Origin of the sequence: Corynebacterium hylobatis, from assembly GCF_003955685.1 — a bacterium.
In the GTDB taxonomy this organism is placed as follows: Bacteria; Actinomycetota; Actinomycetes; order Mycobacteriales; family Mycobacteriaceae; genus Corynebacterium; species Corynebacterium hylobatis.
In genome coordinates, this window is sequence record NZ_RXHJ01000011.1 from 1 (window position 1) to 23505 (window position 23505).

Genomic DNA, 23505 nt, shown 5'->3' on the forward strand with positions numbered 1-23505 from the left:
CAGAACCTGTGAGACTCACTGTCAAAGAAGACATGAGTCAACACAGGAAACCAGGGTTCATGAGGGGGGGTGTCCCTATGTTTTTGTCAAGGGGTAGGCGGTGTACTCGTCGAAGAGTTTCGGGGGTAACTACCGATCTTGATGCTGGGCGTGGTTGATCGGCTGGTCAGCGTGTTCATTGTTGACCAGCTGATCGTCTCGTGCCTGACTACGCGGCGGTTCGGGCGGGAACCTCCCGGAAAAACTCACCACGGGTCAGCATCGCGAAGATGACGTTGCACCGGCGTCTGGCCAGACACATTACCGCGGCGTTATGCTGTTTGCCCTCGGCTCGCTTCTTCTCGTAGTAGGACTTGGATGGTTCGTGGAACCGGATGGATGCGAATGCCGAGTAGAACAAGGCATTCTTCAATCGCTTGTTGCCAGCCCTGGCGGGAAACTCCCCACGGATGGACGTGCCGGATCTTCGTGTCACCGGGGCAATCCCGGCATAGGCGGCCAGGTGACCGGCAGACCGGAAATCAGAACAGTCACCCACAGCCAGGAGTATGTTCGCGGCCGTCTTGATGCCAACTCCTGGCATGGACATCAAGACCTCGGAAAGAGGGAAGTCCTCCAACAGTTCCTCGACCTGCTCAGCGATGGTTCTCCGCTGTTCCAGCAGGGCCTTGATGTTGGCGGCCAATTGCGGGATGACGATCTCAGCGGCCGCGGTGCCGGGCACCGTGACGGTCTGGGCTTTGAGTCCCTCAAAGATCGCGTCCACCAACGTCGTGGGGTCCTTCTTGGCTCGTTTGCTCATCCAGGCCAGCACCCGGTGGTAACCGGCTTTCTTCAGCTTCGTGGGCCCGCCGTAGTGGATCAGCATCTCCAGCACCAGCGGCCGGGTGATGATACTGCCCGGTAGGGCGCGTTCCAGACTCGGGTAGATCTGGGTCAGGACACTGCGCAGCCGGTTGACAGTCCGTGTGGCGTCCTTGGCAATGTCGTCATCGAAGCCGGAGAGCATCTTCAGCGCTGAGAGGACCTCGTTGTCCCGGTCCACGGCCCGCAGGGTGTGCGGCATCGTCCGGGCCGTGTCGGCGATGATGAACGCGTCCCGTCGGTCGGTCTTCGACCGGCCCGGGTACAAGTCCGCGGCTTTGCGCATGGCCAGGCCGGGGAGATACCCGACCACACAGCCGGCATCCCGGGCTACGGCGATCGGTAGGGCGCCGATGGTGTTGGGCTGGTCAACGACCATCAGGACGGTGCCGTGTTCTTGTAGATCAGTGAAGACCTTGCGAAGCTGATCCTCGTCCTGGGGTAGGGGTTTGTCGTAGATGATCTCGCCTGCAGATGTCATCGCGCAGGCGTGGTGGGCGGTTTTCCCGACGTCTAATCCGATGATGACGTCGATGGTGCCGGTGGTCATGGCCGGCCTCCTTGTGATGTCGGAGCAACAGTGACAGGTACTGCTTTCGTCGCTGGTGTCTCGACATCCGATGCTGGCACCCACGTTACAAAGAGAACTGAACCTGATTGGTTCGTCCGTGTCCCTATCAGCAGTCAACGGGTGTCCTGGTAGCCCGGCGGCAACACCCCCCGGATCATGTGAACTACAGGGGCAATAAGCCATACCGGGCCCAGCGACTATCCCCATTATGGGGACACCATCAAAGTAACGGGAGGGGGAGGGATTACCCGATGTCCTCCGCGTCATAGATGCCCAGGGCCGACTGTGGCTCATGGTCGCCGGCCATGTCGGCGACCAGGTAGCTGTCGTGCCCGCTGTCGCGGATGTTGGCGGTGAGGAAGGACAGCACCGCATCGATGATCATGCGGCGCACACCATCGGTGTTCTCTGCGCTGGCGGGGTCCAGGTCGAAGAGGTTGATCATCAGGTCCTGGTTGGTCACCCGGTAGAAGGCCAGCGAGCCGATCAGGTAGAATAGGTCCTCCGCCGCGATCCCCGGGCGGAAGGCCCCCGCGTCCTGGCCGATCATGAGCAGCCGGTCCAGGTGGAGGGCGATCTCCGACTGGTTGTGCAGGTGCGCCAGCTCCCGGAGGTTCATCACCTTGTGCAGGCTCTCCATCGCCAGCAGCCGGACACAGTCCGGATGCCGGAGGAGACGGGAGTACACAGCCTCGACGAGTTTGGTCACCCCCTCCACCGGGACGGTGGTGTCAGCCGTCATCTCATCCCCGACCGGGGTGATCTTCTCGACGGCCTCCACGAGGCACCGGTGGTAGAGGCCTTTCTTGTCACCGAAGTGGTAGTGGATCATCCGCTTGGACATGCCGGAGATCCTGGCGATGTTGTCGAGCCTGGTCTCCGGGAAACCGTGCTCGGAGAACTGTTCGATGGCGACCTCGATGACACCGTCGACCGTGCTGGTGTCGTCGAGGCCGGTGGGGTCGACGTCATACATTGCTGCGGTGGTCCTCCGGAGAAGGTCAGGGGAGTGGGAGTCTGGTCTTTACTTTCACCTATCGTGCACGAATTGCGGTCGCTCTGTTATGCCATGACCCTAAAAGAGCCGGAACCCACCCGATACGGGGGTGGGCAGCCGGCAGGAACTGCGGCTCCTGCTGATGGTCGAACCCATCCGGGGGTGACCTCCCGACGGCCCTGATCCAGCTAGGCTGGAACGCGTTGGTAGCCCGTTGCAGCACCCCTGGCGCATAACCCCGCCCGAAAGGAATCCCCCGTGAGCCCGAACCCCGTGAAGATCGCCGTCACCGGCGCCGCCGGAAACATCGCCTACTCCCTGCTGTGGCGTATCGCCGCAGGTGAGGCCTACGGTCCGGACGTCCCCGTCGAGCTGAGCCTGCTGGAGATCCCCACCGCCACCGGTGCGGCCGAGGGGGTGGCCATGGAGCTCAACGATTCCGCCCTGCCGCTGCTGCGCAACATCACCGTCACGGACCGGGCGGAGACCGCCTTCGAGGGCGCCAACGCCGCCTTCCTCGTCGGTGCGAAGCCGCGGGGCAAGGGCGAGGAGCGGGCGGATCTGCTGAAGAACAACGGTGGCATCTTCGGCCCGCAGGGCAGGGCGATCAACGACCATGCCGCCGCCGACATCCGCGTCGTGGTCGTGGGCAACCCGGCCAACACCAACGCGCTGATCGCGCAGCAGTCCGCCCCGGACGTGCCAGCGGAGCGTTTCACCGCGCTCATGCGCCTGGACCACAACCGTGCGCTGTCGCAGCTGGCGGAGAAACTCGGGGTCCTCACCACCGATTTCGAGGATGTCGTCGTGTGGGGCAACCACTCCGCCACCCAGTTCCCGGATCTCAGCTTCGCCACCGTCAACGGTGAATCGGTCATGGAGAAGATCGACCACGACTGGTATGTGGGCGAGTTCATCCCGCGGGTGGCCAAGCGGGGTGCGGAGATCATCGAGGTGCGCGGTAAATCCTCCGCGGCCTCCGCCGCCTCCGCTGCGGTGGACCACATGCGGGACTGGGTCCAGGGCACGGAGAAGTGGGTGTCCACGGCCCTGCCCTCCGACGGGTCCTACGGCATCGACGAGGGACTGGTCGCAGGCTTCCCCGTGACCTCCCGTGGTGGGGCCTGGGAAATTGTTTCCGGCCTGGAGCTGGGTGACTTCCAGCGGGAGCTGATAGCGAAGAATGTCGAGGAGCTCAAGGCGGAGCGCCACGCCGTGGAAGCTCTGTTCAAGTAGCATCCGCGCATAATTCCGCTAGTCTCGTCGGCATGCGCTTCGGGATTGATTTCGGCACCACACGTACCGTCGTGGCGGCGGTCGACCGCGGGAACTACCCCGTGCTCCCCGTCACCGACCTCGAGGGCGACCCCTGCGGGTACATCCCGTCGGTGGTCGCCCTCGACGGCGACCGCCTCGTGGGCGGATGGGAGGCACTGGCCCTGGACAGTCCCACGCTCGTCCGTTCCTTCAAGCGGCTGCTCAGCGACGGGGACACCACCGCGGAGACCCCCGTCCGCCTGGGCAAGCAGGAACGCACCCTGGGGGAGGTGCTGGTGGCCTTCGCGGAGGTCGTGGTGGGTCAGCTGCGTGAGTACGCCGGCGACGAGGACGTCGAGATCGTCCTCGGCGTACCCGCCAACGCACGCTCCGCGCAGCGTCTGCTCACCCTCGACGCCTTCACCCGCGCCGGCGCCACCGTGCTGGGCATGGTCAACGAGCCCAGCGCCGCAGCCTTCGAGTACACCCATCTCCACGCCCGCACCCTGAGCTCGCGGCGCTCCAACGTCATCGTCTACGACCTCGGCGGCGGCACCTTCGATGTCACCCTCATGCGTATCGACGGCCCCGAGCATGTCGTCGAGACCTCCCTCGGCATCAGCCGCCTCGGCGGCGACGACTTCGACGAGGTCCTCGCCGACCTTGCCCTGGCCACCGCAGGCCGCGCCGACGATGTCTTCGGCAGGCGTGCCCGCCAGAAGATCGTCGACGAGGCCCGTACCGCCAAGGAGCAGCTCAAGCCGCAGTCGCGCCGCATGATCCTGGAGCTCGGCGACGATGACGTCATCGTCCCGGTCCCCGAGTTCTACGGGGAGGTCACCCCGCTGGTCGAGCAGACCCTGGAGGTCATGCAGCCGCTGATCGGCGCCTCCGAGTCCCTCACGGAGACCGAGATCGCCGGCATCTACCTCGTCGGCGGCGCCAGCGCCCTGCCGCTGGTCCCGCGGATGCTGCGTGAGCGTTTCGGCCGCCGCGTCCACCGTTCGCCGCTGCCCACCGCCTCCACCGCCGTGGGCCTGGCCATCGCCGCGGACCCGGATTCTGACTACCACCTGCGCGACCGCCTCTCCCGCGGTATCGGCGTGTTCCGTGAGCGTGACGCCGGCGCGGCCGTCAGCTTTGACGCCCTCGTCGGCCCCGACGCTGAGGCCGGCGCCGGTGACGGGATCACCATCACCCGCCGCTACCGGGCAGCCCACAACGTCGGCTGGTTCCGCTACGTCGAGTACTCCGCCCTCGACGCCGCCACCGACCACCCGGGCGACCTCACCCTGTTGACCGAGGTGCTCGTGCCCTTCGACCCGGCGCTGCGCGATCTCAGCCCTGTCGAGCTCGCCGCCGTGCCGGTCGAGCGCTGCGAGCACGGCCCGGAGGTCATCGAGACGGTCACCGTCGACGGCAACGGCATCGCCGCCATCAGCATCCAGTGCCCGGAGGACGATTTCGAGGTCACCGCCACCGTCAACGTCGGCCAGCCCGTGAAGGTGCGGCAGTAGCACCCGTCAGCACGGCGGGGTCGTCCAGCCACAGCACACAGGAGCGCACCCCGTCCCGCGGCGTGCTGAAGACGACCTCCACGTTGGTGCCCTCCGGGCCGCCGAGCACCAGCCGGCCGTCCCGGAGCGCACGGGGCTCCGCCTCAAAACCACGCACCGCACGCACAGCGGCGATCTCGTCAGCCGGGACCCGGAGAATCTCCTCCCGCCCCTGACGCAGCACCAGCTCCCCGCCCAGGTGGTGGGGATGGACCACACGGCCCGCCAGCACACCCCACAGCAGCACGATCGAGTACAACGACGTGAACAGCAGCACCAGCCGCAGCCACAGCCAGGGCACGAGGAGCTCGACGGCGATGATCTCGATGCAGATCGCCGCAGTGAAGGCCGCCGGCAACTGCCACCACCCCTGCCGTGCGTGCAGGGCCACCGCCCCCTCGGGCACCACCACCCGGCCCCGCAGGAGCCGGAACAGATCCACCCAGGCGTGCACTTCCACGCGCACATAGCGCAGCAGGGGCAACGCCGCCAAGGGGTGAATACCCCGCCGACGGCACCACAGCAGGTAGCCGACGAAGAGCACCACCTCCACCGTCAGGAAGAAGACCACCGCGCCTGCACCGGAGACCCGGCCGCTGAGAAACAACCAGGTGTCCAGAGCGATGACCAGCAGCCCGAGTCCGGGGAAGAGGAACCTCATGCCAGCTCCGGGGATCCCGACAGTTCCGCGATCGCGCGGAGCTGGGCGCCGTGCACATCCAGGTCCTGCAGGCTCAGCCCCGTCTCCCCGGGGATGAGGGTCCCCGCGCTTCCGTGCATGAGACCGCCGCCGACACCCGAGTGCAGCTCGCGGATGATCTGGTCAGCCTCAGGGGAGTGCGGGCTGAGCCCGGCGAGGGCATCCCAGTGTTCCTGCGCCTGCCGCATCTCCGCGCGCCGGGCGGGGTCGGTGAGATTGCCCCGGATCACAGACCAGGTCTCGGGTGTGGCCACCCCGCTCAACCCCATGAAGTCGAGGGCGTCGATCTCACGGCGGGCGTGGTCCGTGGCACCGAGGACATCGAGGATCCGGGACCGGATGTCCGCGGGCAGCCCCAGTTCCCCGGCCTGCAGGGCCAGCAACCGCTCCCGGCGGGCGCGCAGCTCGGCGAGCTGGGTGTCGAGGCGGTCCAGGGCGGTGTCGAGAAGCGAGGGGACACCGGTGCGGATGTCGGCGAGGCTCACACCGGCCTCGACCAGGATCCGCACCCGCAACAGCGCCGCGAGATCGCTCATCCGGTAGTCGCGGTAGCCCGCCGCGGTGCGCGGTGGCTCGGGCAGCGCCCCGGAGGCGTGGTAGTGACGGACGGCGCGCACGGAGCAGCCGGCGGCGCGGGCGACCTCGGAGATTCTCATGCCCACATCATGAAGCCTGACGTCACGTCAGGGTCAAGCCCGCAGCCAGGGGCGCTATGATGGTCCGCGTGACTGAGCAGAACCAGATGAACCGTGCCGATGCCCTCCCCAAGTCCTGGGATCCCCAGTCTGTGGAGGCTGAGCTGTACCAGGGCTGGGTCGACGCGGGCTACTTCACCGCCGACCCGACCAGCGACAAGCCGGCCTACTCGGTGGTCCTGCCCCCGCCGAACGTGACCGGCCAGCTCCACATGGGCCACGCCCTGGACCACACCCTCATGGATGCACTGGTGCGCCGCAAGCGCATGCAGGGCTACGAGGTGCTGTGGCTGCCGGGCATGGACCACGCGGGCATCGCCACGCAGTCCCGGGTCGAGCAGATGCTCCAGGAGACCGAGGGCAAGGACCGCTACGACTACGGCCGCGAGGAATTCATCGCGAAGGTCTGGGAGTGGAAGGAGGAGTACGGCGGCAGCATCCAGTCCCAGATGCGCGCCATCGGTGACTCCGTCGACTGGTCCCGCGAGCGCTTCACCCTGGATGAGGGGCTCTCGCGTGCCGTGCAGACCATCTTCAAGGAGCTCTACGACCGCGGCCTGATCTACCGGGCCAACCGCCTGGTCAACTGGTCGCCCGTGCTCGAGACCGCCGTCTCCGACATCGAGGTCATCCACAAGGACGTCGAGGGCGAACTCGTCTCCTTCCGCTACGGCTCGCTCAACGACGATGAGCCCCACGTCGTCGTCGCCACCACCCGCGTGGAGACCATGCTCGGTGACGTCGCCATCGCCGTCCACCCCGAGGACGAGCGCTACAGGGATCTGGTGGGCACCACCCTGCCGCACCCCTTCCGCGATGACCTGTCGATGATCGTCGTCGCCGACGACTACGTCGACCCCGAGTTCGGCTCCGGTGCCGTGAAGATCACCCCGGCGCACGACCCCAATGACTACGCCCTGGGCCTGCGCCACAACCTCGACATGCCCACGATCATGGATGAGACCGGGCGTATCAGTGACACCGGCACCCGTTTCGACGGCATGACCCGCGAGGAGGCGCGTGTCGCCGTGCGCGAGGCACTGGCGGAGCAGGGGCGCATCGTCAAGGAGGTCCGCCCCTACCTGCACTCGGTCGGCCACTCCGAGCGTTCCGGCGAGGCCATCGAGCCACGCCTGTCGCTGCAGTGGTTCGTCAAGGTCGAGGAGCTGGCGCAGATGGCCGGCGACGCCATCCGCGAGGGCGACACGACCATCCACCCGAAGAGCATGGAGCCCCGCTACTTCGAGTGGGTCGATGACATGCACGACTGGACCATCTCCCGCCAGCTGTGGTGGGGTCACCGCATCCCGATCTGGTACGGACCGGAGGGTGAGATCGTCTGCGTCGGACCCGATGCGCAGGCCCCGGAGGGCTACACCCAGGACCCGGACGTCCTGGACACCTGGTTCTCCTCCGCCCTGTGGCCCTTCTCCACGATGGGCTGGCCGGAGCAGACCCCGGAGCTGGCGAAGTTCTACCCGACCTCCGTCCTGGTCACTGCCTACGACATCCTCTTCTTCTGGGTGGCGCGGATGATGATGTTCGGCACCTTCGCCGCGAAGATCACCCCGGAGCTCCTCGGCGAGGGCGCCGGCGGCCGCCCGCAGGTCCCCTTCACCGACCTCTTCCTCCACGGACTGGTCCGTGACGAGCACGGCCGCAAGATGTCGAAGTCCCTGGGCAACGGCATCGACCCGATGGACTGGGTCGCCGACTACGGCGCCGACGCCCTGCGCTTCACCCTGGCCCGCGGCGCGAACCCGGGCGTGGATCTGCCGGTGGGTGCGGATGCCGCCCAGTCCTCCCGCAACTTCGCCACCAAGCTGTTCAACGCCACCAAATTCGCCCTGCTCAACGGGGCACGGATCGGTGAGCTGCCGGACCGTGAGGAACTCACCGACGCCGACCGCTGGATCCTCGACCGCCTCGAGCAGGTCCGCGCCGATGTCGACGCCTTCCTCGACGACTACCAGTTCGCCAAGGCCAATGAGGAGCTCTACCACTTCGCGTGGGACGAGGTCTGCGACTGGTACCTGGAGATCGCCAAGACCCAGATTCCGCGCGAGGACATCGACCAGCGCGGCCGCAACACCCAGCTGGTCCTCGGCCGCGTCCTCGACGTCGTCCTGCGTCTGCTGCACCCGGCGATGCCGTTCGTCACCGAGGTGCTGTGGAAGGCCCTGACGGAGCAGGAGACCATCGTCACCGCCGCCTGGCCGACCGCTGCAGACACCAATGGTGGCGTGGCCACCGACGAGGTCGCCGTCCGCCGCATCGACGACGCCGAGAAGCTGATCACCGAGATCCGCCGCTTCCGTTCCGACCAGGGCGTCAAACCCTCCCAGAAGGTCCCCGCCGCGATCGACTTCGCCGCGGCCGACCTGCAGGGCCAGGAGGAGCTGGTCCGTTCCCTGGCACGCGTCACCGTCCCGGAGGAGGGCTTCACCGAATCCGCCTCCATCGAGCTGCGCCTCTCGCAGGCCACCATCGCGGTCGCGCTGGACACCTCCGGCACCGTGGATGTCGCCGCCGAGCGCAAGCGCCTGGAGAAGGACCTCGCCGCCGCCCACAAGGAACTGGAGGGCACCGCCAAGAAGCTCGGCAACGAGGCCTTCCTGTCGAAGGCGCCGGACGCGGTCGTCGAGAAGATCCGTACCCGCCAGCAGTTCGCGCAGGAAGAGGTCGAGCGCATCACCGCCCGTCTGGAGGCCCTCCAGTGAGCCGCGAGGACGAGATCCTCGACAACGCCGCCGATGACGAGGACCTCGAGGACCTCGACGACGCCCGGGAGCTCGCCGACCTCAACGAGGCCGTGGAGATCACGGAGCAGGGCCTGAAGCTCAACATCGACCTGGGTGAGAAGGACGTCGAGAAGCCCGCTTCCGTGGAGATCACCCCGGAGGACATCGCCGAACTCGCCGCGGTCGAGGCGGAGCTGGACACCCGCTGGCCGGAGACGAAGATCGACCCCTCCCTCGAGCGGATCGAACTGCTCATGGACCTGCTGGGTTCCCCGCAGAACTCCTTCCCGGCGATCCACGTCGCCGGCACCAACGGCAAGACCTCGACCGTGCGGATGATCGAGTCGCTGCTGCGCGCCTTCCACCGCCGCACCGGACGTACCACCAGCCCGCACCTGCAGCTGGTCACCGAGCGCATCAGCATCGACGGTGAGCCCATCCACCCGCGCGACTACGTGCGCATCTGGCGGGAGATCCAGCCCTATGTCGAGCTTGTCGACGCCCGCTCCGACGTCCGCATGTCCAAATTCGAGGTCCTCACCGCCCTGGCCTACGCCGCCTTCGCCGACGCCCCCGTCGACGTGGCCGTCGTCGAGGTCGGCATGGGTGGAACCTGGGACGCCACCAACGTCATCCAGTCGGATGTCGCCGTGATCATGCCCGTCGGCCTCGACCACACCGACTACCTGGGTGAGACGATCGAGGAGATCGCGGCGGAGAAGGCCGGCATCATCAAATCCCGCTGGGACACCGATGACCTGCTCAGCCCGCCGGAGAACATCGCCGTCGTCGCGGAGCAGGACCCGGCGGCCATGAACGTCATCCTGCAGCGCGCCGTGGATGTCGACGCCGCCGTCGCCCGCGCCGGCTCCGAATTCGGCGTGGTCTCCGCGACCGTCGCCGTCGGCGGCCAGCAGCTGGTCCTGCGTGGTCTGGGCGGCGAATACGATGACCTCTTCCTGCCCTTGTCGGGTGAGCACCAGGCCCGCAATGCAGCGGTCGCCCTGGCCGCCGTGGAGGCCTTCTTCGGTGCCGGCGCCGGCCGCCCCCTGGACCTGGACACCGTCCGTGAGGGCTTCGCCAAGGTCGCCTCCCCGGGTCGCCTGGAGCGCGTGCGCTCCACCCCGACCACCTTCATCGACGCCGCGCACAACCCCCACGGCGCGACCGCTCTGGGCCAGGCCCTGGAGCGCGACTTCAACTTCAGCCGCCTCATCGGTGTGGTCGGTGTCCTCGACGACAAGGACGCCCGCGGCATCCTCATCGCGCTGGAGCCCTACCTCTCCGAGGTCGTCATCACCCAGAACACCAGCCCCCGGGCCCTCGACGCCTACGATCTGGCCGAGTACGCCCGTGACATCTTCGGTGAGGAACGCGTCCATGTGGACGAGAACCTCTCCTCCGCCTACGAGCTGGCCGTTGAACTCGCCGAGGACGCCGACATCCAGTCCGGCGCCGGCGTCGTGATCACCGGCTCGGTGGTCACGGCGGGCGAGGCCCGCACCCTGTTCGGAAAGGACCCCGCCTGATGAGCCCCACCCCCGCAGACCAACCCGAGTACAGCCCCCTCGGCCCCGGCCACGCCCCCGAGAAGGACCCGCTCAAGGGTATCCGGGGAGTCATGTCCGGCACCCTGATCCTCGAGGCGATCACGATCCTGCTCTCGCTGACCGTGATCCTCAAGGTCGATGAAGGATCCCACTGGACCACCGGCAACTGGGTCTTCATCACCGCCGTCGGCCTGGCACATGTGGTCATGGCCTTCCTGCAGCGTTTCCAGTGGGCGCTGCCCGTGAGCATGACCCTCCAGGTGGTGCTCCTGGTGGGTGGTTTCTTCGTCCACTACTCGGTGGCCATCATCGCGGTCATCTTCATCATCGTGTGGTGGTACCTGCTGCACCTGCGCTCCACCCTCATCGAACGGATGAAGCGCGGCTGGCTGACCACCCAGCACATTTAGCGCTCTAGCGGGGGGTGATCAGCGGGTGGCCGGAGGCGATGGACACCCGGTTGAAGGCATTGATCATGATGATGGCCCACTCCAGAGCAGCCACCTGTTCCTCCGCGAAGACATCGCAGGCGATGGCGCCGGCCCGCGAGTTGTCCCGGCCGTCAGGCAGCACCGTCAGGGTCTCCGCCAGCTCCAGCGCGGCGCGTTCCTGCTCGGTGAACTCATCGGTCATCCGCCAGGCGGCCACCGCGTCGAGCTTGTACTCCGGCACCCCGGCCTTGCGTGCCGCGGGCACGTGGACGGACAGGCAGGTGCCGCAGCCGTTGATCTGGCTGACGCGCACGTTGATCAGCTCGATGAGGCTCAGCGGCAGGTCGACGTCGGGGTAGAGGACCCGCAGCTGGCGGGAGACCTGGCCCAGCGCCTTGTAGACGTCGGGGTAGAACTTGTCCAGGTACGGCGGTTTGCGTGTCATGACAGTTCCTTCTTCAGCCAGGTGAGTTCTTCCATGGTGGGCTTGCGCCACGTGATGTCGGCCGGGTTGTTCTTCTCCAGCCATTTTCGCACATAAGGGCACACGGCGACCACTGTCTTCCCGGCCTCGGCGGTCTGCCCCAGGGCGGCCTCGACGACCTGCCCGGCCAGACCGCGGCCGCTGAATTCCTCGTCGATCTCAGTGTGGTGGAAGATGCGTTCCGCACCGCGGTCCAGGTAGGCGGTGTGTCCTGCGGTGCGGTCGTCGACGACGATCTCGAAGCGGTCGGCTCTCACGGTGATCATGGCCTCAGATCCTCTCCTCGGGGCGGGCGATGGGGTCGGGGTTGCGCCGCGGCCGGATGGCGGCGTGCGGCAGCGCGGGGGCGGGCAGCCACGTAGGGCCGGCGGGATCCTTGCCGATATAACCGCGGGTGAGGCCGAAACGGTCGCTCTGGTCCTGCCACTCCTGACGGAACTTCTCGATCTCGGCGTGGTCGCGGCCCACGAAGTTCCACCACATGACGATCTCCTCGTCGAAGGGCTCGCCTCCGATGAGCACCATCCGGGCGGGGGCCTCGCCGTGGTTGCGGATGCGCAGCTGCCGCTCACCGACGCCGGTGTAGGCGAGTTCGGTGGGTTCGACGACGACGCCCTCGAGGTCGATCTGGCCGGCGTCGACAAGCAGGCCGTGCTCGAAGGCGGGGTCGACGTCGAGGGTGAGCAGCGCCCCGGGCTCGAGGCGGAGCTCCGCGCCGAGCAGGGGGCTGAAGGTGTGGACGGGGGAGTCGTAGCCGAGCAGGGAGCCGAGGAAGACGAGCGCGCTGCCGCCCTCGAAGTGGACGGGTTCGGGGGCGTGGTGGTCGAAGCGGCGGGGGCCGTTGCGGTCGGCGTCGGGCAGCACGGTCCACAGCTGCACGCCGTGGAGGAGGGTGGTGTCCTGCGTGGAGACCTCCGAGTGACAGATGCCGGCGCCGGCGGTCATGAGGTTGACCTCCCCGGGCAGGACCACGGCGTGCTGATCGCCGGAGTCGTGGTGGGTGATGGAGCCCTCGAAGAGCCACGACACCGTCTGCAGGCCGGTGTGCGGGTGCGGGGCGACGTCCATGCCGCCGGAGACGGAGACGTCGTCGGGGCCGTAGTGGTCGACGAAACACCAGGCGCCGATGAGGCTGCGCTGGCGCTGGGGGAGGGTGCGGTGGACGGTCATGGCACGTGGGCCGCCGAGCGGGACCTCGCGGGAGGTGATGATCTCGACTCGGGCGCCATCGGTGCAGTGCGGGGGAGCAGGGGTGAGGACCTGCTCGACGGGGAAGCGGTCTGTGACGGACATGGCACCACTCTACAACAGATGTTGTTGACACATACTCAAAAGGGTGGCGTGGGAGCGGGTTATGCTGGATGACATGCGCGCCCTCTACCTCGGACTCGCCGCCGCGCTCAGCGTGGTGGCCCTCGTCCTCAAGCTTTTCGACGTCTCCAACCTCGCCGCCGTCATCGCCCTCCTTGCCGCCGGAGTCTTCCTCGTCCTGGGGCTCAAAGTCGTCGCCCAGGAACGCCAGCCAGGCGAGATCGTCCTCGACGAGGAGAAGCGCGCCACCCTGCGCGGGATGCTCGACCGCGGCGACGAGGGGGCCGCCATCCGCCAGGTCCAGCTCTGGTTCCGCGACGCCTCCCCGGAGCAGGCCCGCCGGACAGTCCTCGAACTGCGCTGAGCCGTGGCAAAGATCCTCCTCCGGGTGCTGGCCGGCCTCCTCGTGGGGCTGGTCCTGCTCATCGGGGGCTTCTACTTCGTGGCCTGCGGCCCCCTCAACGGCATGCAGGCCCGGCAGCTGGCCGCCATGTTCGAGCGGCAGGCGGAGGAGGCCGGGCTGTCCGAACATGTCAGCTACCAGGGCGGGGTCGGTTATAAGGGAGTCGGCGAGGTCATCGTCCGCCCCGATTTCGCGGGCCTCGACCGGGCGGAGGTCTCCCGGCTCATCGGCCTGCTCCAGGACCAGAACGGCTCCGGTGGCGTTGACGTCCGCAAGCAGTCCAGCTTCTTCCGGCTCGACGGGGTCAACCACTCCGGGGCGGAACACACCCGGGCCGCCGTCTTCGACGCCACCGCCGCCTTCACCGGCCCCGGCACCGCGGTGGCGGGGGTCGCCTTCGACCGCACCGGCCGGATGGTCACCCTCCGGATGCCGGACTGCGCGGACGCCCGGTGCCGCCTGACCGTGGCCGCCGACGTGCTCCCCGCATACCCGGAACTCACCCGCGCCCAACTCGAGGGGACGAGCGGGCGCAGTGACGACTTCGTGTGCCTGCGGCTGCAGTTCGGGCAGGACCGCGCCCAGGGGATGCGGGCCTGCACCGCCCCCGACGAGGAGGTCGACCCGGACCGGCTGCGGGCCGTCCTGGAGACCGGTGTCAGCCACGAGACGTGGGGAGCCGCGCCGGGGACCTCAGCGCGCTGAGCGACACCTGCTCGGGTAGGATCCTCGCCATGACTGAACGCACTCTCATCCTCATCAAGCCGGACGGTGTCACCAACGGCCACGTCGGCGAGATCATCGCCCGCATCGAGCGCAAGGGCCTCAGGCTCACCGCTCTGGACCTGCGTGTCGCCGACCGCGCCACCGCTGAGCAGCACTACGCCGAGCACTCCGACAAGCCCTTCTTCGGCGAGCTCGTCGAGTTCATCACCTCCGCACCGCTGATCGCCGGCATCGTCGAGGGTGAGCGTGCCATCGAGGCATGGCGTCAGCTGGCCGGCGGCACCGATCCGGTCTCCAAGGCCACCCCGGGCACCATCCGCGGTGACTTCGCCCTGACCGTCGGCGAGAACGTCGTCCACGGCTCCGACTCCCCGGAGTCCGCCGAGCGCGAGATCTCCATCTGGTTCCCGAACCTGTAGGTCCCGGAACTCAGGGCCCCCGCCACGTGCGGGGGCCTTTGTCATCTCCGCTCATCTCCGGTGCAGCTCCTCCAGCACCCGCACACCCACCGGGGTGATCTCCACCAGGTGGCGGGAGGTGTCCGCCCCGGAGTCGATCGTGGACACCCCCACCACGCCCTGCCGGTGCAGCGCGATGACCTCTCCGTGCACCTCCGACTCCTCCCGGTTGAGGACCTCGGCGAGCTTCCACACCCGGGCACGGATGCCGTCGATGGCCCCGAGTGCAGTCAGGCCGAGCAGTACCTCCCGGTGTTCGGCGGCCGCCCGCAGGCGGGTGGCGGTGGCCTCCTCCAGCGGGGTGGTCTCCAGGGCCGCCCGGGCCCGGCGCCGGCCCACGACCTCGCTGCGGCGCCCGGCCGCGCGCGCCGTCCACAGAATCGCCGCGGTGGTGCCCGCGAAATAGAACGGCCAGACGGGTACCTCGCCGATCACCCCGTCGCCGGGCAGCAGCCCCGCCCCGAATGCCAGTGCACCGGGCAGGAAGGGGCGCACCCGGTCCCAGCGGGAGAAATCCACCGGGGAGAGGGTGGGCATGTCCAACCCGCCGGACCAGAAACTGCGGGGTACCACCAGCCAGGCGGTCAGGGCCGTCACTGCGGCGGCCACCAGGGCGGGGACTGGCAGGCCGGTCATGATGAACGTGAACGTGGCGCCGACCCCGGCGGAGGGGATCAGCGCCCGCCCGAGGGGCAGCGCAGTGCGCTCGCGGTAGCGCGACAACTCATCCGACACAGCCTCCGACCCTACGCGCTTCGGCACGGCCATCCCCTGGTGTGCGACAATGGCGGCTGGATCGTGCTGTCATCGCCCCCGTCCTGATGCGGGGTGCTCGAGGCGGCACCCCAGAAGTTGCACAACTCAATACCGCAGACAACGACGAAACTTTGCAGGCGACCCCTGTGCGGCGGCGGCGAGGACCCCTCGCCAGCGCCCGGGGAGTGAGCCGCCCTGAGGAACAACAGGAGAACCCGTGGCTGAATCCACTGAACCCACCGACCGAAACAACACTGACAGCTGGGAGAAGGCGGCACCGAGGAAACGCCGCTCCACACGCAAGGCGACCCGGAAGACCGCTGCACCCCAGGCAGAACAGGTGCAGACTGAGGCTGCGCAGCCGCAGCTTGACCCGGAGCTGCTGGAGAAGAAGGTCCGCGTCCATGTCCTGGCCAAGGCCCTGGGGAAGACCTCGAGGGAGATCATCGAGGTGGCCGCAGGCCTGGGTCTGAAGAAGGTCGCCCAGTCCGCACTCGCCCCCGAGGAGACCCGCCAGGTCCTCGACGCGCTCGCGCCTCAGGCTGAGACTGAACCGGAGGACGCCCCGCAGGACGCGGAGCTGATCCGCAGCCGGGTCCGCAAGAACGTCGCCAACGAGATCTCCCAGATCGAGGAGAAGGTCGAGGCCGACCTCGCTGTCCTCCTGCAGGAGGAGCCGACCGAGGACCTCCTGGAGGACGTCACCCCGGAGATCACCCCGAAGCCGGCGGAGGAGTCCGTCGTCGAGCAGTTCGTGCCGCTGTTCATGGCCCCCGGCACGGAAGCCGCCGCGGTGGAGCCTGAGGGTGAGGACGAGGACGAGGATGAGACCACTGCTTCACGACGCCGCCGACGCGGCCGCCGTGGCGCCGGCCGTGGCCGGGGCACCGAGGAACAGGAGACCCCCGAGGTAGCGGAGACCGTCGAGGAAGAGGACGTCGATAAGCCGGAAGAGGACCTGCCCGAGGAGCCCGTCGCCCTCAAGGGCTCCACCCGACTGGAGGCACAGCGCCGCCGCCGCACCGAGATGCGCGAGGAGGGCCGTCGCAAGAAGCACATCGTCTCCCAGGCGGAGTTCCTGGCCCGCCGCGAATCCGTCGAACGCACCATGGTGGTGCGCGAACGCCAGCGCCACGACCACCCGGGCGTGGTCACCCAGGTCGGCGTGCTTGAGGACGAACTGCTTGTCGAGCACTTCGTCACCAGCGAGGCGCAGGCCTCCATGATCGGCAACATCTACCTCGGCCGTGTGCAGAATGTGCTGCCCAGCATGGAGGCGGCGTTCATTGACATCGGCCAGGGCCGCAACGGTGTCCTCTACGCCGGTGAGGTCGACTGGAAGTCCGCAGGCCTCGGCGGCCGCGGCCGACGCATCGAGCAGGCCCTGAAATCCGGCGACCAGGTCCTCGTCCAGGTGAGCAAGGATCCCCTCGGCCACAAGGGGGCGCGCCTGACCACACAGATCTCCCTCGCCGGCCGCTACCTGGTCTACGTGCCCGGCGGCCGCAGCGCAGGCATCTCCCGCAAGCTGCCCGGCCCCGAGCGCAGACGCCTCAAGGAGATCCTCGCCCGCGTGGTGCCGGGCCAGGGCGGGGCGATCATCCGCACCGCCGCCGAGAATGTGCCGGAGGAGGCCATCGCCGCGGACGTGGACCGTCTGCACCGCCTCTGGGAGGACATCCAGGAACGCGCCGGTAAGGAGATGAGCTCCCGCGGTGCCCGCCCCGTCACCATGTACGAGGAACCGGACATGCTGGTCAAGGTCGTCCGGGACCTGTTCAACGAGGACTTCACCTCGCTGATCGTCGACGGCGACCGTGCCTGGAACACTGTCCACGCCTACGTGAAGTCCGTCGCCCCCGACCTCCTCGACCGTGTGCAGCGCTACAACCGTGACGAACGCGACGGCAGGGACGCCTTCGAGCAGTTCCGTGTCGACGAGCAGCTGCAGAAGGCCCTCAACCGCAAGGTCTGGCTGCCCTCCGGCGGCTCCCTGGTCATCGACCGGACTGAGGCGATGGTCGTCGTCGACGTCAACACCGGAAAATTCACCGGCTCCGGCGGCAACCTCGAGGAGACCGTCACCCGCAACAACCTTGAGGCGGCCGAGGAGATCGTCCGCCAGATGCGGCTGCGCGACCTCGGCGGCATGATCGTCGTCGATTTCATCGACATGGTCCTGCCCGAGAACCAGGAACTGGTGCTGCGCCGCCTCAAGGAGGCCCTCGGCCGCGACCGCACCCGCCACCAGGTCTCTGAGGTCACCTCCCTCGGCCTGGTGCAGATGACCCGCAAGCGCCTGGGCACCGGCCTGCTGGACACCTTCTCCACCGAATGCGAACACTGCGCAGGTCGCGGCCTCATCCTGCATGAGGACCCGGTTGAGGAGCGCCCCGAGGTCGAGGAGCGGCCCCGCGGTCAGCGCGGCCGTGGCTCCCAGGGCCCGACCCGCCACCCGGCGGCCGTCGCCCTGCGCCAGGAGGAGCCGGCGGAGGCTGAGGTCATTGAGGTCGCTGAGACTGCTGAGGTGGCCGAGGATGCACAGGTCCCGGGCATCGAGGAACTCGCAGCCGCAGTCGTGGTCACCGACGACGAACCCGACACCGCTTCCCGACGCCGCCGATCCCGACGCGGCCGCCGCGGCACCAGCCGGGGCCGCGCCCCTGAGGCTGCTGAGGTCCCGGAGGTGGTGGAGGAGTCCGGCAGCAGCGACATCGAAGCCATCGTCGACGCCGCCGTCGACCGGGCCGATGAGATCGACCCCGAGGAGCCCTCGGGTGCCGACTATGTGCCAGCCATTGCGGGTGGGGAGAAGACCTTCCAGCAGGCGGTCGCCGATTTCGATGCCTCCCCGCGCCGTCGCCGCCGCACCCGGGGCAACTCCCGCTCGGACCACCGCCCGAAGCCGGAGGATTTCCCCGGTTCGGCGCCCTCCGGCCCGGTGGCCAGGGCTGAGGAGACCATGATCAAGGTGCCCGAGGTTCGGGAGGTCCGGGAGGAGAGCAGCCCGCGTGGCCGCGGACGCCGCCGGGTCAGCCGCTCCACCAGCCCCCGCGAGGAGAGCCGGGTGACGGAGCAGCCGCAGGCGCAGCCGGCCGAGAGGCCGGCGGAGGAGCAGCTGCGCGGCAACCGCCCCTCGGAGGTCTCCTCCGGCGCGCCCACCAGGGCACGCGGACGCCGGCGCGCCGTGCGCCGCACCACCGTCACGACGCAGGAGACCACACCCGCACAGCCGGAGCAGGCGCCCCGGCGTGAGGAGAAACGGGACGTGGTGGAAGGTGGCGTCGAGAAGCGCGCGGGTCGCGGCCGCAGGCGCGTGAGCAGGCGGAGCAGCGGACGTTAATGGCTCACACCAGCAGTTTGTCTTTTGATGAGCTGGCGGGGTAGTCTTTGACAGTCGCTGTTTTAGGGATATTGCGCCGCCCTGCCCCCTGGGGCTCCGGTGTGCCTGCAGGCCCTGGAACGCAAGTGAAATACGTCCATTCAGGTCCGCGTCCGCGAACCTGAGCCGAGTTTAGATAAGGGGTAACCCTCCTATGTACGCGATCGTCAAGACCGGCGGCAAGCAGTACAAGGTTGCCGAAGGTGACCTCGTCAAGGTCGAGAAGCTCGAGGGTGAGCCGGGTGCGTCCGTGGCTCTGACCCCCGTTCTGCTCGTCGACGGTTCCAACGTCAAGTCCAAGGCCGACGACCTCGCCAGCGTGAGCGTCGCCGCAGAGATCGTCGAGCACACCAAGGGCCCGAAGATCCACATCATGAAGTACAAGAACAAGACCGGCTACAAGAAGCGCCAGGGTCACCGTCAGCCGCTGACGGTGCTCAAGGTCACCGGTATCAAATAAGCCAAGGAGGGTAACCAATGGCAACTAAGAAGGGTGCATCCAGCTCCAGCAACGGCCGCGACTCCGAGGCCAAGCGCCTCGGCGTGAAGCGTTTCGGTGGCCAGCAGGTCAAGGCCGGTGAGATCCTGGTCCGTCAGCGCGGAACCAAGTTCCACCCGGGCGAGAACGTCGGTCGCGGTGGCGACGACACTCTCTTCGCCCTCAAGGCCGGTGCCGTCGAGTTCGGCATCAAGCGCAACCGTCGCATGGTCAACATCGTTGAGAACGAGACCGTCGACGCCTAGGTCATAACGACCACTGTCTGGAGCCCGTCGCATCCCTTCCGGGGGAGCGGCGGGTTTCGGCCATTTCTGCAGGTATTCTTGAGCACTACCTGCCCCACAACAGGAGGAAGACCCACATGTCCCGCTTCGTAGACCGCGTGGTCCTGCACCTCGCCGCCGGAGACGGCGGCCACGGCTGCGTGTCCGTCCACCGGGAGAAGTTCAAACCACTCGGCGGACCCGACGGAGGCAACGGCGGCCACGGCGGTGACATCATCCTGGAGGTCTCCCCCCAGGTGCACACCCTCATGGACTTCCACTTCCGCCCCCACATCAAGGCCGACCGCGGCGCCAACGGCGCCGGCTCCAACCGCAACGGCGCCCGCGGTGAGGACCTCATCCTCGAGGTGCCGGTGGGCACCGTCGTCATGTCTGAAGGTGGCGAGGTCCTGGCCGACCTCACCGTGCCCGGCACCCGCTTCATTGCCGCCGCCGGTGGCTTCGGTGGCCTGGGCAACTCCGCACTGGCCTCCCACAAGCGCAAGGCACCCGGCTTTGCGCTCAAGGGCGAACCTGGTGAGCAGCACGACCTCATCCTGGAACTGAAGACCATGGCCGATGTCGGCCTCGTCGGCTTCCCCTCCGCCGGCAAGTCCTCGCTCATCTCGGTGCTCTCCGCCGCGAAACCCAAGATCGCCGACTACCCCTTCACCACGCTGGCCCCCAACCTGGGCGTGGTCAACGTCGGACACGAGTCCTTCACCATGGCCGACGTCCCCGGCCTGATCCCCGGGGCCTCCGAAGGCAAGGGCCTCGGCCTGGACTTCCTCCGCCACATCGAACGCACCTCCGTGCTGGTGCACGTGGTCGACACCGCCACCATGGAACCCGGCCGCGACCCGGTCAGCGACATCGAGGCCCTCGAAGCCGAACTCGCCGCCTACGAGTCCGTGCTCGAAGGCGACGTGGGACTCGGGGACCTGAGCGACCGGCCGCGCGTCATCGTCCTCAACAAGGCCGACGTGCCCGAGGCCGAGGAGCTCGCCGAGTTCGTCCGCGAGGACCTGGAGGAGAAATTCGGCTGGCCGATCTTCATCATCTCCGCCGTCGCACACAAGGGCCTGGAACCGCTGAAGTACAAGCTCCTGGAGATCGTCAAGGAGGATCGCCGCCGCCGCCCCCGCGCGGCGGTGGACACCGAGCACACCATCATCCGTCCCAAGGCCGTCGACGCCCGCAAGCGCCGCGCGCCCGAATTCGTGGTCACCCCAGACCCGGAGATCGAGGGTGGCTTCATCGTCACCGGCGAGAAGATCGAACGCTGGATCACCCAGACCGACTTCGAGAACGAGGAAGCCATCGGTTACCTCGCCGACCGCCTCGCCGCCATGGGCGTCGAGGACGCCCTGCACAGGGCAGGTGCCCGTGAAGGGGCGCACGTCACCATCGGCGACGTCTCCTTCGACTGGGAGCCGCTCACCGGTGCCGGCGTCGACCCGACCGTGGCCGGCCGCGGCCAGGACGCCCGCCTGCTGTCCAACGAGCGGCTCTCCGCCACGGAACGCAAGCGCGCCTCCCAGGCCCGACGCGGACTCATCGACGAATACGACTACGGCGACGACGAGACCGCCTCCCGGGAGCGCTGGGAGGGCTGACCCCGGTCGGGGGAGTGTCTGTAGACTGGGCAGACATGACGACACGCCCTCAAGGACTGCCCCTGTCCCCGTACGGGAACCACGCCGACGAAGCCGTCGGAGTGGACTTTCCCGCCCCGGTCGTCGAGCCGGGCGGAAACCCGGCCTTCGGTCACGAGTCAGAGATGCGTGAGCGGATCTCCCACGCCAAGAGAGTCGTGGTCAAAATCGGCTCCTCATCCCTGACCAACGAGGACTTCACGGTCGACCCCAACAAGATCAACCACATCGTCGACGCACTCCAGGCCCGGATGTACAACTCGGACATCATCGTGGTCTCCTCCGGTGCCGTCGCCGCCGGAATGGGCCCCCTCGGCCTCGCCCAGCGCCCCACAGACCTGGCCACCAAGCAGGCCGCCGCCGCCGTCGGCCAGGTCCACCTCGCCCACCAGTGGGGCCGCTCCTTCGCCCGCTACCACCGCACCATCGGCCAGGTGCTGCTCACCGCCTCCGACGCCGGCCGCCGCGACCGGGCGAACAACGCCCAACGCACCATCGACCGCCTCCGCCAGCTGCGCGTCGTACCCATCGTCAATGAGAACGACACCGTCGCCACCTCAGAATTCCACTTCGGCGACAACGACCGACTCTCCGCCATCGTCGCCCATCTCATCAGCGCCGACGCGCTCGTGCTGCTCTCCGACGTTGACGGCCTCTACGACCGCAACCCCGCCGAACCCGACGCGCGCTTCATCTCCGAGGTACGCAGCGGCCACGACCTCAAGGGCGTCATCGCCGGTGACGGCGGGCTCGTCGGCACCGGCGGCATGGCCTCCAAGGTTGCCGCCGCCCGACTCGCCTCCCGCGGCGGCGTACCCGTCCTGCTCACCTCAGCCGACAACATCGGAACTGCACTTGACGACGCCACCGTCGGCACCGTCTTCCACCCCAAGGAGAACCGCCTCTCCGCATGGAAGTTCTGGGCCCTTTACGCCGCCGACATCGGCGGCACCCTGCGCCTCGATGCCGGTGCGGTCGAGGCCGTCACCGCCGGTGGCACCTCCCTCCTCGCCGTCGGCATCACCGCCGTCGAGGGTGAGTTCCAGGCGGGGGAGATCGTCGACATCATCGGCCCCGACGGCCAGGTCGTCGGCCGCGGTGAAGTAGCCTACGACTCCGACGTCCTCGTCAGCATGCTGGGCAAACACACCGAAGACCTTCCCGAAGGTCAGCGCCGCCCCGTCGTACACGCGGACTACCTGTCCAATTTCGCCTCACGTCTGTGAGGACCCTCGCGTAGCCAGGAGCGCATCACCGTTGAAGTTCACCATGTACCCCGGTGTCTGGGACACCGTCGTCGCCGAGGTGGAGGCCGCCGGCCATGAATTCACCACCGACCTGAACGAGGCAGAGTTCCTCATCTACGCCGGCGGCCGCCTACCGCACCCGCTGCCCGCCAACATCGGCTTCGTGCAGTTCGTGTTCTCCGGCGTCGACCGGCTCATCGACGCCGGCGTCATGCGCCCCGGTGAGGTCCGGTGGGCCAACGCCGCCGGGGTCTACGGCAAACCCGTCGCCGAGATCGCCATGACGTTGCTGCTTGCCCAGCTCCACCACGTCAAGGCCGCCTCCCTCGCGGGATCCTTCCGCGCCCGCGGCCCCATCGACGCCGCCCAGGGCTGGCTCTTCGACGCCGCCACCGTCGCCATCATCGGCGCCGGCGGCATCGCCGACGCCCTGATCCCCATGCTCCGGCCCTTCGGCGTGAAGATCATCGCCGTGAACCGTTCCGGCCGGGTGGTCGGCGGCGCGGACGAGACCTACGCGATATCCGAGGCCGGGCACGTGTGGTCGCAGGCCGACGCCTTCATTCTGGCCATGCCTCTGACCGATGAGACCGCCGGCCTGGTGGACGCGTCGAAGTTCGCGCAGATGAAGAGTTCCGCGGTCGTGGTCAATGTGGGGCGCGGCGAGCTGATCGTCACCGACGACCTCGTCGACGCCCTGCAGGCCGGCGAGATCGCGGGGGCGGCGCTGGACGTCACCGACCCCGAGCCGCTGCCCGACGGACACCCGCTGTGGCGCCTGCCCAACTGCACCATCACCCCGCACATCGCCGCCACCGGCCGGATCGCGCAGCGCATGATCGCACCACAGATCGTGGCCAACGCCGCCGCTTTCCAGGCAGGCGAACGGATGCCCACCGAAGTGGACATTGAACTGGGCTACTGACAGCAGGCGGGTCCGGTAGCGTGGTGGCACCTTC

At 68.1% G+C, this 23505-nt stretch carries 22 protein-coding genes; 14 read left to right on the top strand and 8 right to left on the bottom strand.

All coding sequences use genetic code 11. The features are described from left to right. Window positions 1-208: 208 nt before the first annotated feature. Window positions 209-1414, bottom strand: coding sequence for an IS110 family RNA-guided transposase (locus EAH68_RS09285; RefSeq protein WP_126121058.1), 1206 nt, complete (start codon window positions 1412-1414; stop codon window positions 209-211). Between the two features lie 265 nt (window positions 1415-1679). After that, window positions 1680-2411: a TetR/AcrR family transcriptional regulator gene (locus EAH68_RS09290; protein WP_126121059.1), complete on the bottom strand. Its 732-nt coding sequence runs from the start codon at window positions 2409-2411 to the stop codon at window positions 1680-1682. Window positions 2412-2690: 279 nt separating this feature from the next. On the opposite strand from EAH68_RS09290, the gene EAH68_RS09295 reads away from it, so the two are divergent. After that, a complete protein-coding gene (locus EAH68_RS09295; protein WP_126121060.1) occupies window positions 2691-3668 on the top strand; it encodes a malate dehydrogenase in 978 nt (325 codons plus the stop codon). 32 nt (window positions 3669-3700) lie between these two features. Further along, a complete protein-coding gene (locus EAH68_RS09300) occupies window positions 3701-5206 on the top strand; it encodes an Hsp70 family protein (protein ID WP_126121061.1) in 1506 nt (501 codons plus the stop codon). Here the strand turns inward: EAH68_RS09300 and EAH68_RS09305 are convergent. Continuing rightward, complete coding sequence (locus EAH68_RS09305) at window positions 5172-5906, bottom strand: hypothetical protein (RefSeq protein WP_126121062.1); 735 nt, start codon at window positions 5904-5906, stop codon at window positions 5172-5174. The two genes, EAH68_RS09300 and EAH68_RS09305, sit on opposite strands and share 35 nt — an antisense overlap. Next, window positions 5903-6601, bottom strand: a complete 699-nt coding sequence (locus EAH68_RS09310; protein ID WP_126121063.1) for a MerR family transcriptional regulator — start codon at window positions 6599-6601, stop codon at window positions 5903-5905. The genes EAH68_RS09305 and EAH68_RS09310 overlap by 4 nt, the downstream gene beginning before the upstream one ends. A gap of 59 nt (window positions 6602-6660) precedes the next feature. Here EAH68_RS09310 and EAH68_RS09315 point away from each other — a divergent pair, with 59 nt between their 5' ends. The 3 genes from EAH68_RS09315 to EAH68_RS09325 all read left to right on the top strand — a co-directional run bounded on the left by EAH68_RS09315 (window position 6661) and on the right by EAH68_RS09325 (window position 11341). Next, entirely contained in the window at window positions 6661-9360 is a 2700-nt protein-coding gene (locus EAH68_RS09315; protein WP_126121064.1) for a valine--tRNA ligase, read from the top strand. Window positions 9361-9452: 92 nt separating this feature from the next. Then, window positions 9453-10910, top strand: coding sequence for a bifunctional tetrahydrofolate synthase/dihydrofolate synthase (gene folC / locus EAH68_RS09320; RefSeq protein WP_277600472.1), 1458 nt, complete (start codon window positions 9453-9455; stop codon window positions 10908-10910). Then, a complete protein-coding gene (locus EAH68_RS09325; RefSeq protein ID WP_126121065.1) occupies window positions 10910-11341 on the top strand; it encodes a DUF4233 domain-containing protein in 432 nt (143 codons plus the stop codon). The genes folC and EAH68_RS09325 overlap by 1 nt, the downstream gene beginning before the upstream one ends. 4 nt (window positions 11342-11345) lie before the next feature. On the opposite strand, the gene EAH68_RS09330 is transcribed toward EAH68_RS09325, so the two are convergent. From EAH68_RS09330 to EAH68_RS09340, 3 genes are read right to left on the bottom strand one after another with little or no spacing between them, the layout of a single operon-like run. Then, on the bottom strand, window positions 11346-11807 hold the full coding sequence (locus EAH68_RS09330) for a carboxymuconolactone decarboxylase family protein (RefSeq protein WP_126121066.1): 462 nt from the start codon (window positions 11805-11807) through the stop codon (window positions 11346-11348). Beyond that, window positions 11804-12112: a GNAT family N-acetyltransferase gene (locus tag EAH68_RS09335; RefSeq protein WP_126121067.1), complete on the bottom strand. Its 309-nt coding sequence runs from the start codon at window positions 12110-12112 to the stop codon at window positions 11804-11806. The genes EAH68_RS09330 and EAH68_RS09335 overlap by 4 nt, the downstream gene beginning before the upstream one ends. A 4-nt stretch (window positions 12113-12116) precedes the next feature. Continuing rightward, the gene (locus EAH68_RS09340; protein ID WP_126121068.1) at window positions 12117-13139 is read right to left on the bottom strand and encodes a pirin family protein; all 1023 of its coding nucleotides are present in this window, start codon (window positions 13137-13139) and stop codon (window positions 12117-12119) included. A gap of 73 nt (window positions 13140-13212) precedes the next feature. Here EAH68_RS09340 and EAH68_RS09345 point away from each other — a divergent pair, with 73 nt between their 5' ends. From EAH68_RS09345 to ndk, 3 genes are read left to right on the top strand one after another with little or no spacing between them, the layout of a single operon-like run. Continuing rightward, on the top strand, window positions 13213-13521 hold the full coding sequence (locus tag EAH68_RS09345) for a hypothetical protein (RefSeq protein ID WP_126121069.1): 309 nt from the start codon (window positions 13213-13215) through the stop codon (window positions 13519-13521). A 3-nt stretch (window positions 13522-13524) separates the two neighbouring features. Beyond that, window positions 13525-14265, top strand: a complete 741-nt coding sequence (locus EAH68_RS09350) for a hypothetical protein (protein WP_126121070.1) — start codon at window positions 13525-13527, stop codon at window positions 14263-14265. A 29-nt stretch (window positions 14266-14294) separates the two neighbouring features. After that, complete coding sequence (gene ndk / locus EAH68_RS09355) at window positions 14295-14705, top strand: nucleoside-diphosphate kinase (protein ID WP_126121071.1); 411 nt, start codon at window positions 14295-14297, stop codon at window positions 14703-14705. Between the two features lie 51 nt (window positions 14706-14756). On the opposite strand, the gene EAH68_RS09360 is transcribed toward ndk, so the two are convergent. Then, window positions 14757-15506, bottom strand: a complete 750-nt coding sequence (locus EAH68_RS09360; protein ID WP_126121072.1) for a hypothetical protein — start codon at window positions 15504-15506, stop codon at window positions 14757-14759. A gap of 211 nt (window positions 15507-15717) precedes the next feature. On the opposite strand from EAH68_RS09360, the gene EAH68_RS09365 reads away from it, so the two are divergent. From EAH68_RS09365 to EAH68_RS09390, 6 genes are all read left to right on the top strand, one after another. Beyond that, entirely contained in the window at window positions 15718-18843 is a 3126-nt protein-coding gene (locus EAH68_RS09365; RefSeq protein WP_126121073.1) for a translation initiation factor IF-2 N-terminal domain-containing protein, read from the top strand. Window positions 18844-19036: 193 nt separating this feature from the next. After that, a complete protein-coding gene (gene rplU, locus EAH68_RS09370) occupies window positions 19037-19342 on the top strand; it encodes a 50S ribosomal protein L21 (protein ID WP_126121074.1) in 306 nt (101 codons plus the stop codon). 17 nt (window positions 19343-19359) lie between these two features. Then, on the top strand, window positions 19360-19626 hold the full coding sequence (rpmA, locus tag EAH68_RS09375) for a 50S ribosomal protein L27 (protein ID WP_126121075.1): 267 nt from the start codon (window positions 19360-19362) through the stop codon (window positions 19624-19626). Between the two features lie 116 nt (window positions 19627-19742). After that, entirely contained in the window at window positions 19743-21260 is a 1518-nt protein-coding gene (obgE, locus tag EAH68_RS09380) for a GTPase ObgE (protein ID WP_126121076.1), read from the top strand. 164 nt (window positions 21261-21424) lie between these two features. Beyond that, window positions 21425-22525: a glutamate 5-kinase gene (proB, locus tag EAH68_RS09385; protein ID WP_126121167.1), complete on the top strand. Its 1101-nt coding sequence runs from the start codon at window positions 21425-21427 to the stop codon at window positions 22523-22525. 31 nt (window positions 22526-22556) lie between these two features. After that, the gene (locus tag EAH68_RS09390; protein ID WP_126121077.1) at window positions 22557-23471 is read left to right on the top strand and encodes a D-isomer specific 2-hydroxyacid dehydrogenase family protein; all 915 of its coding nucleotides are present in this window, start codon (window positions 22557-22559) and stop codon (window positions 23469-23471) included. Window positions 23472-23505: the final 34 nt, after the last annotated feature.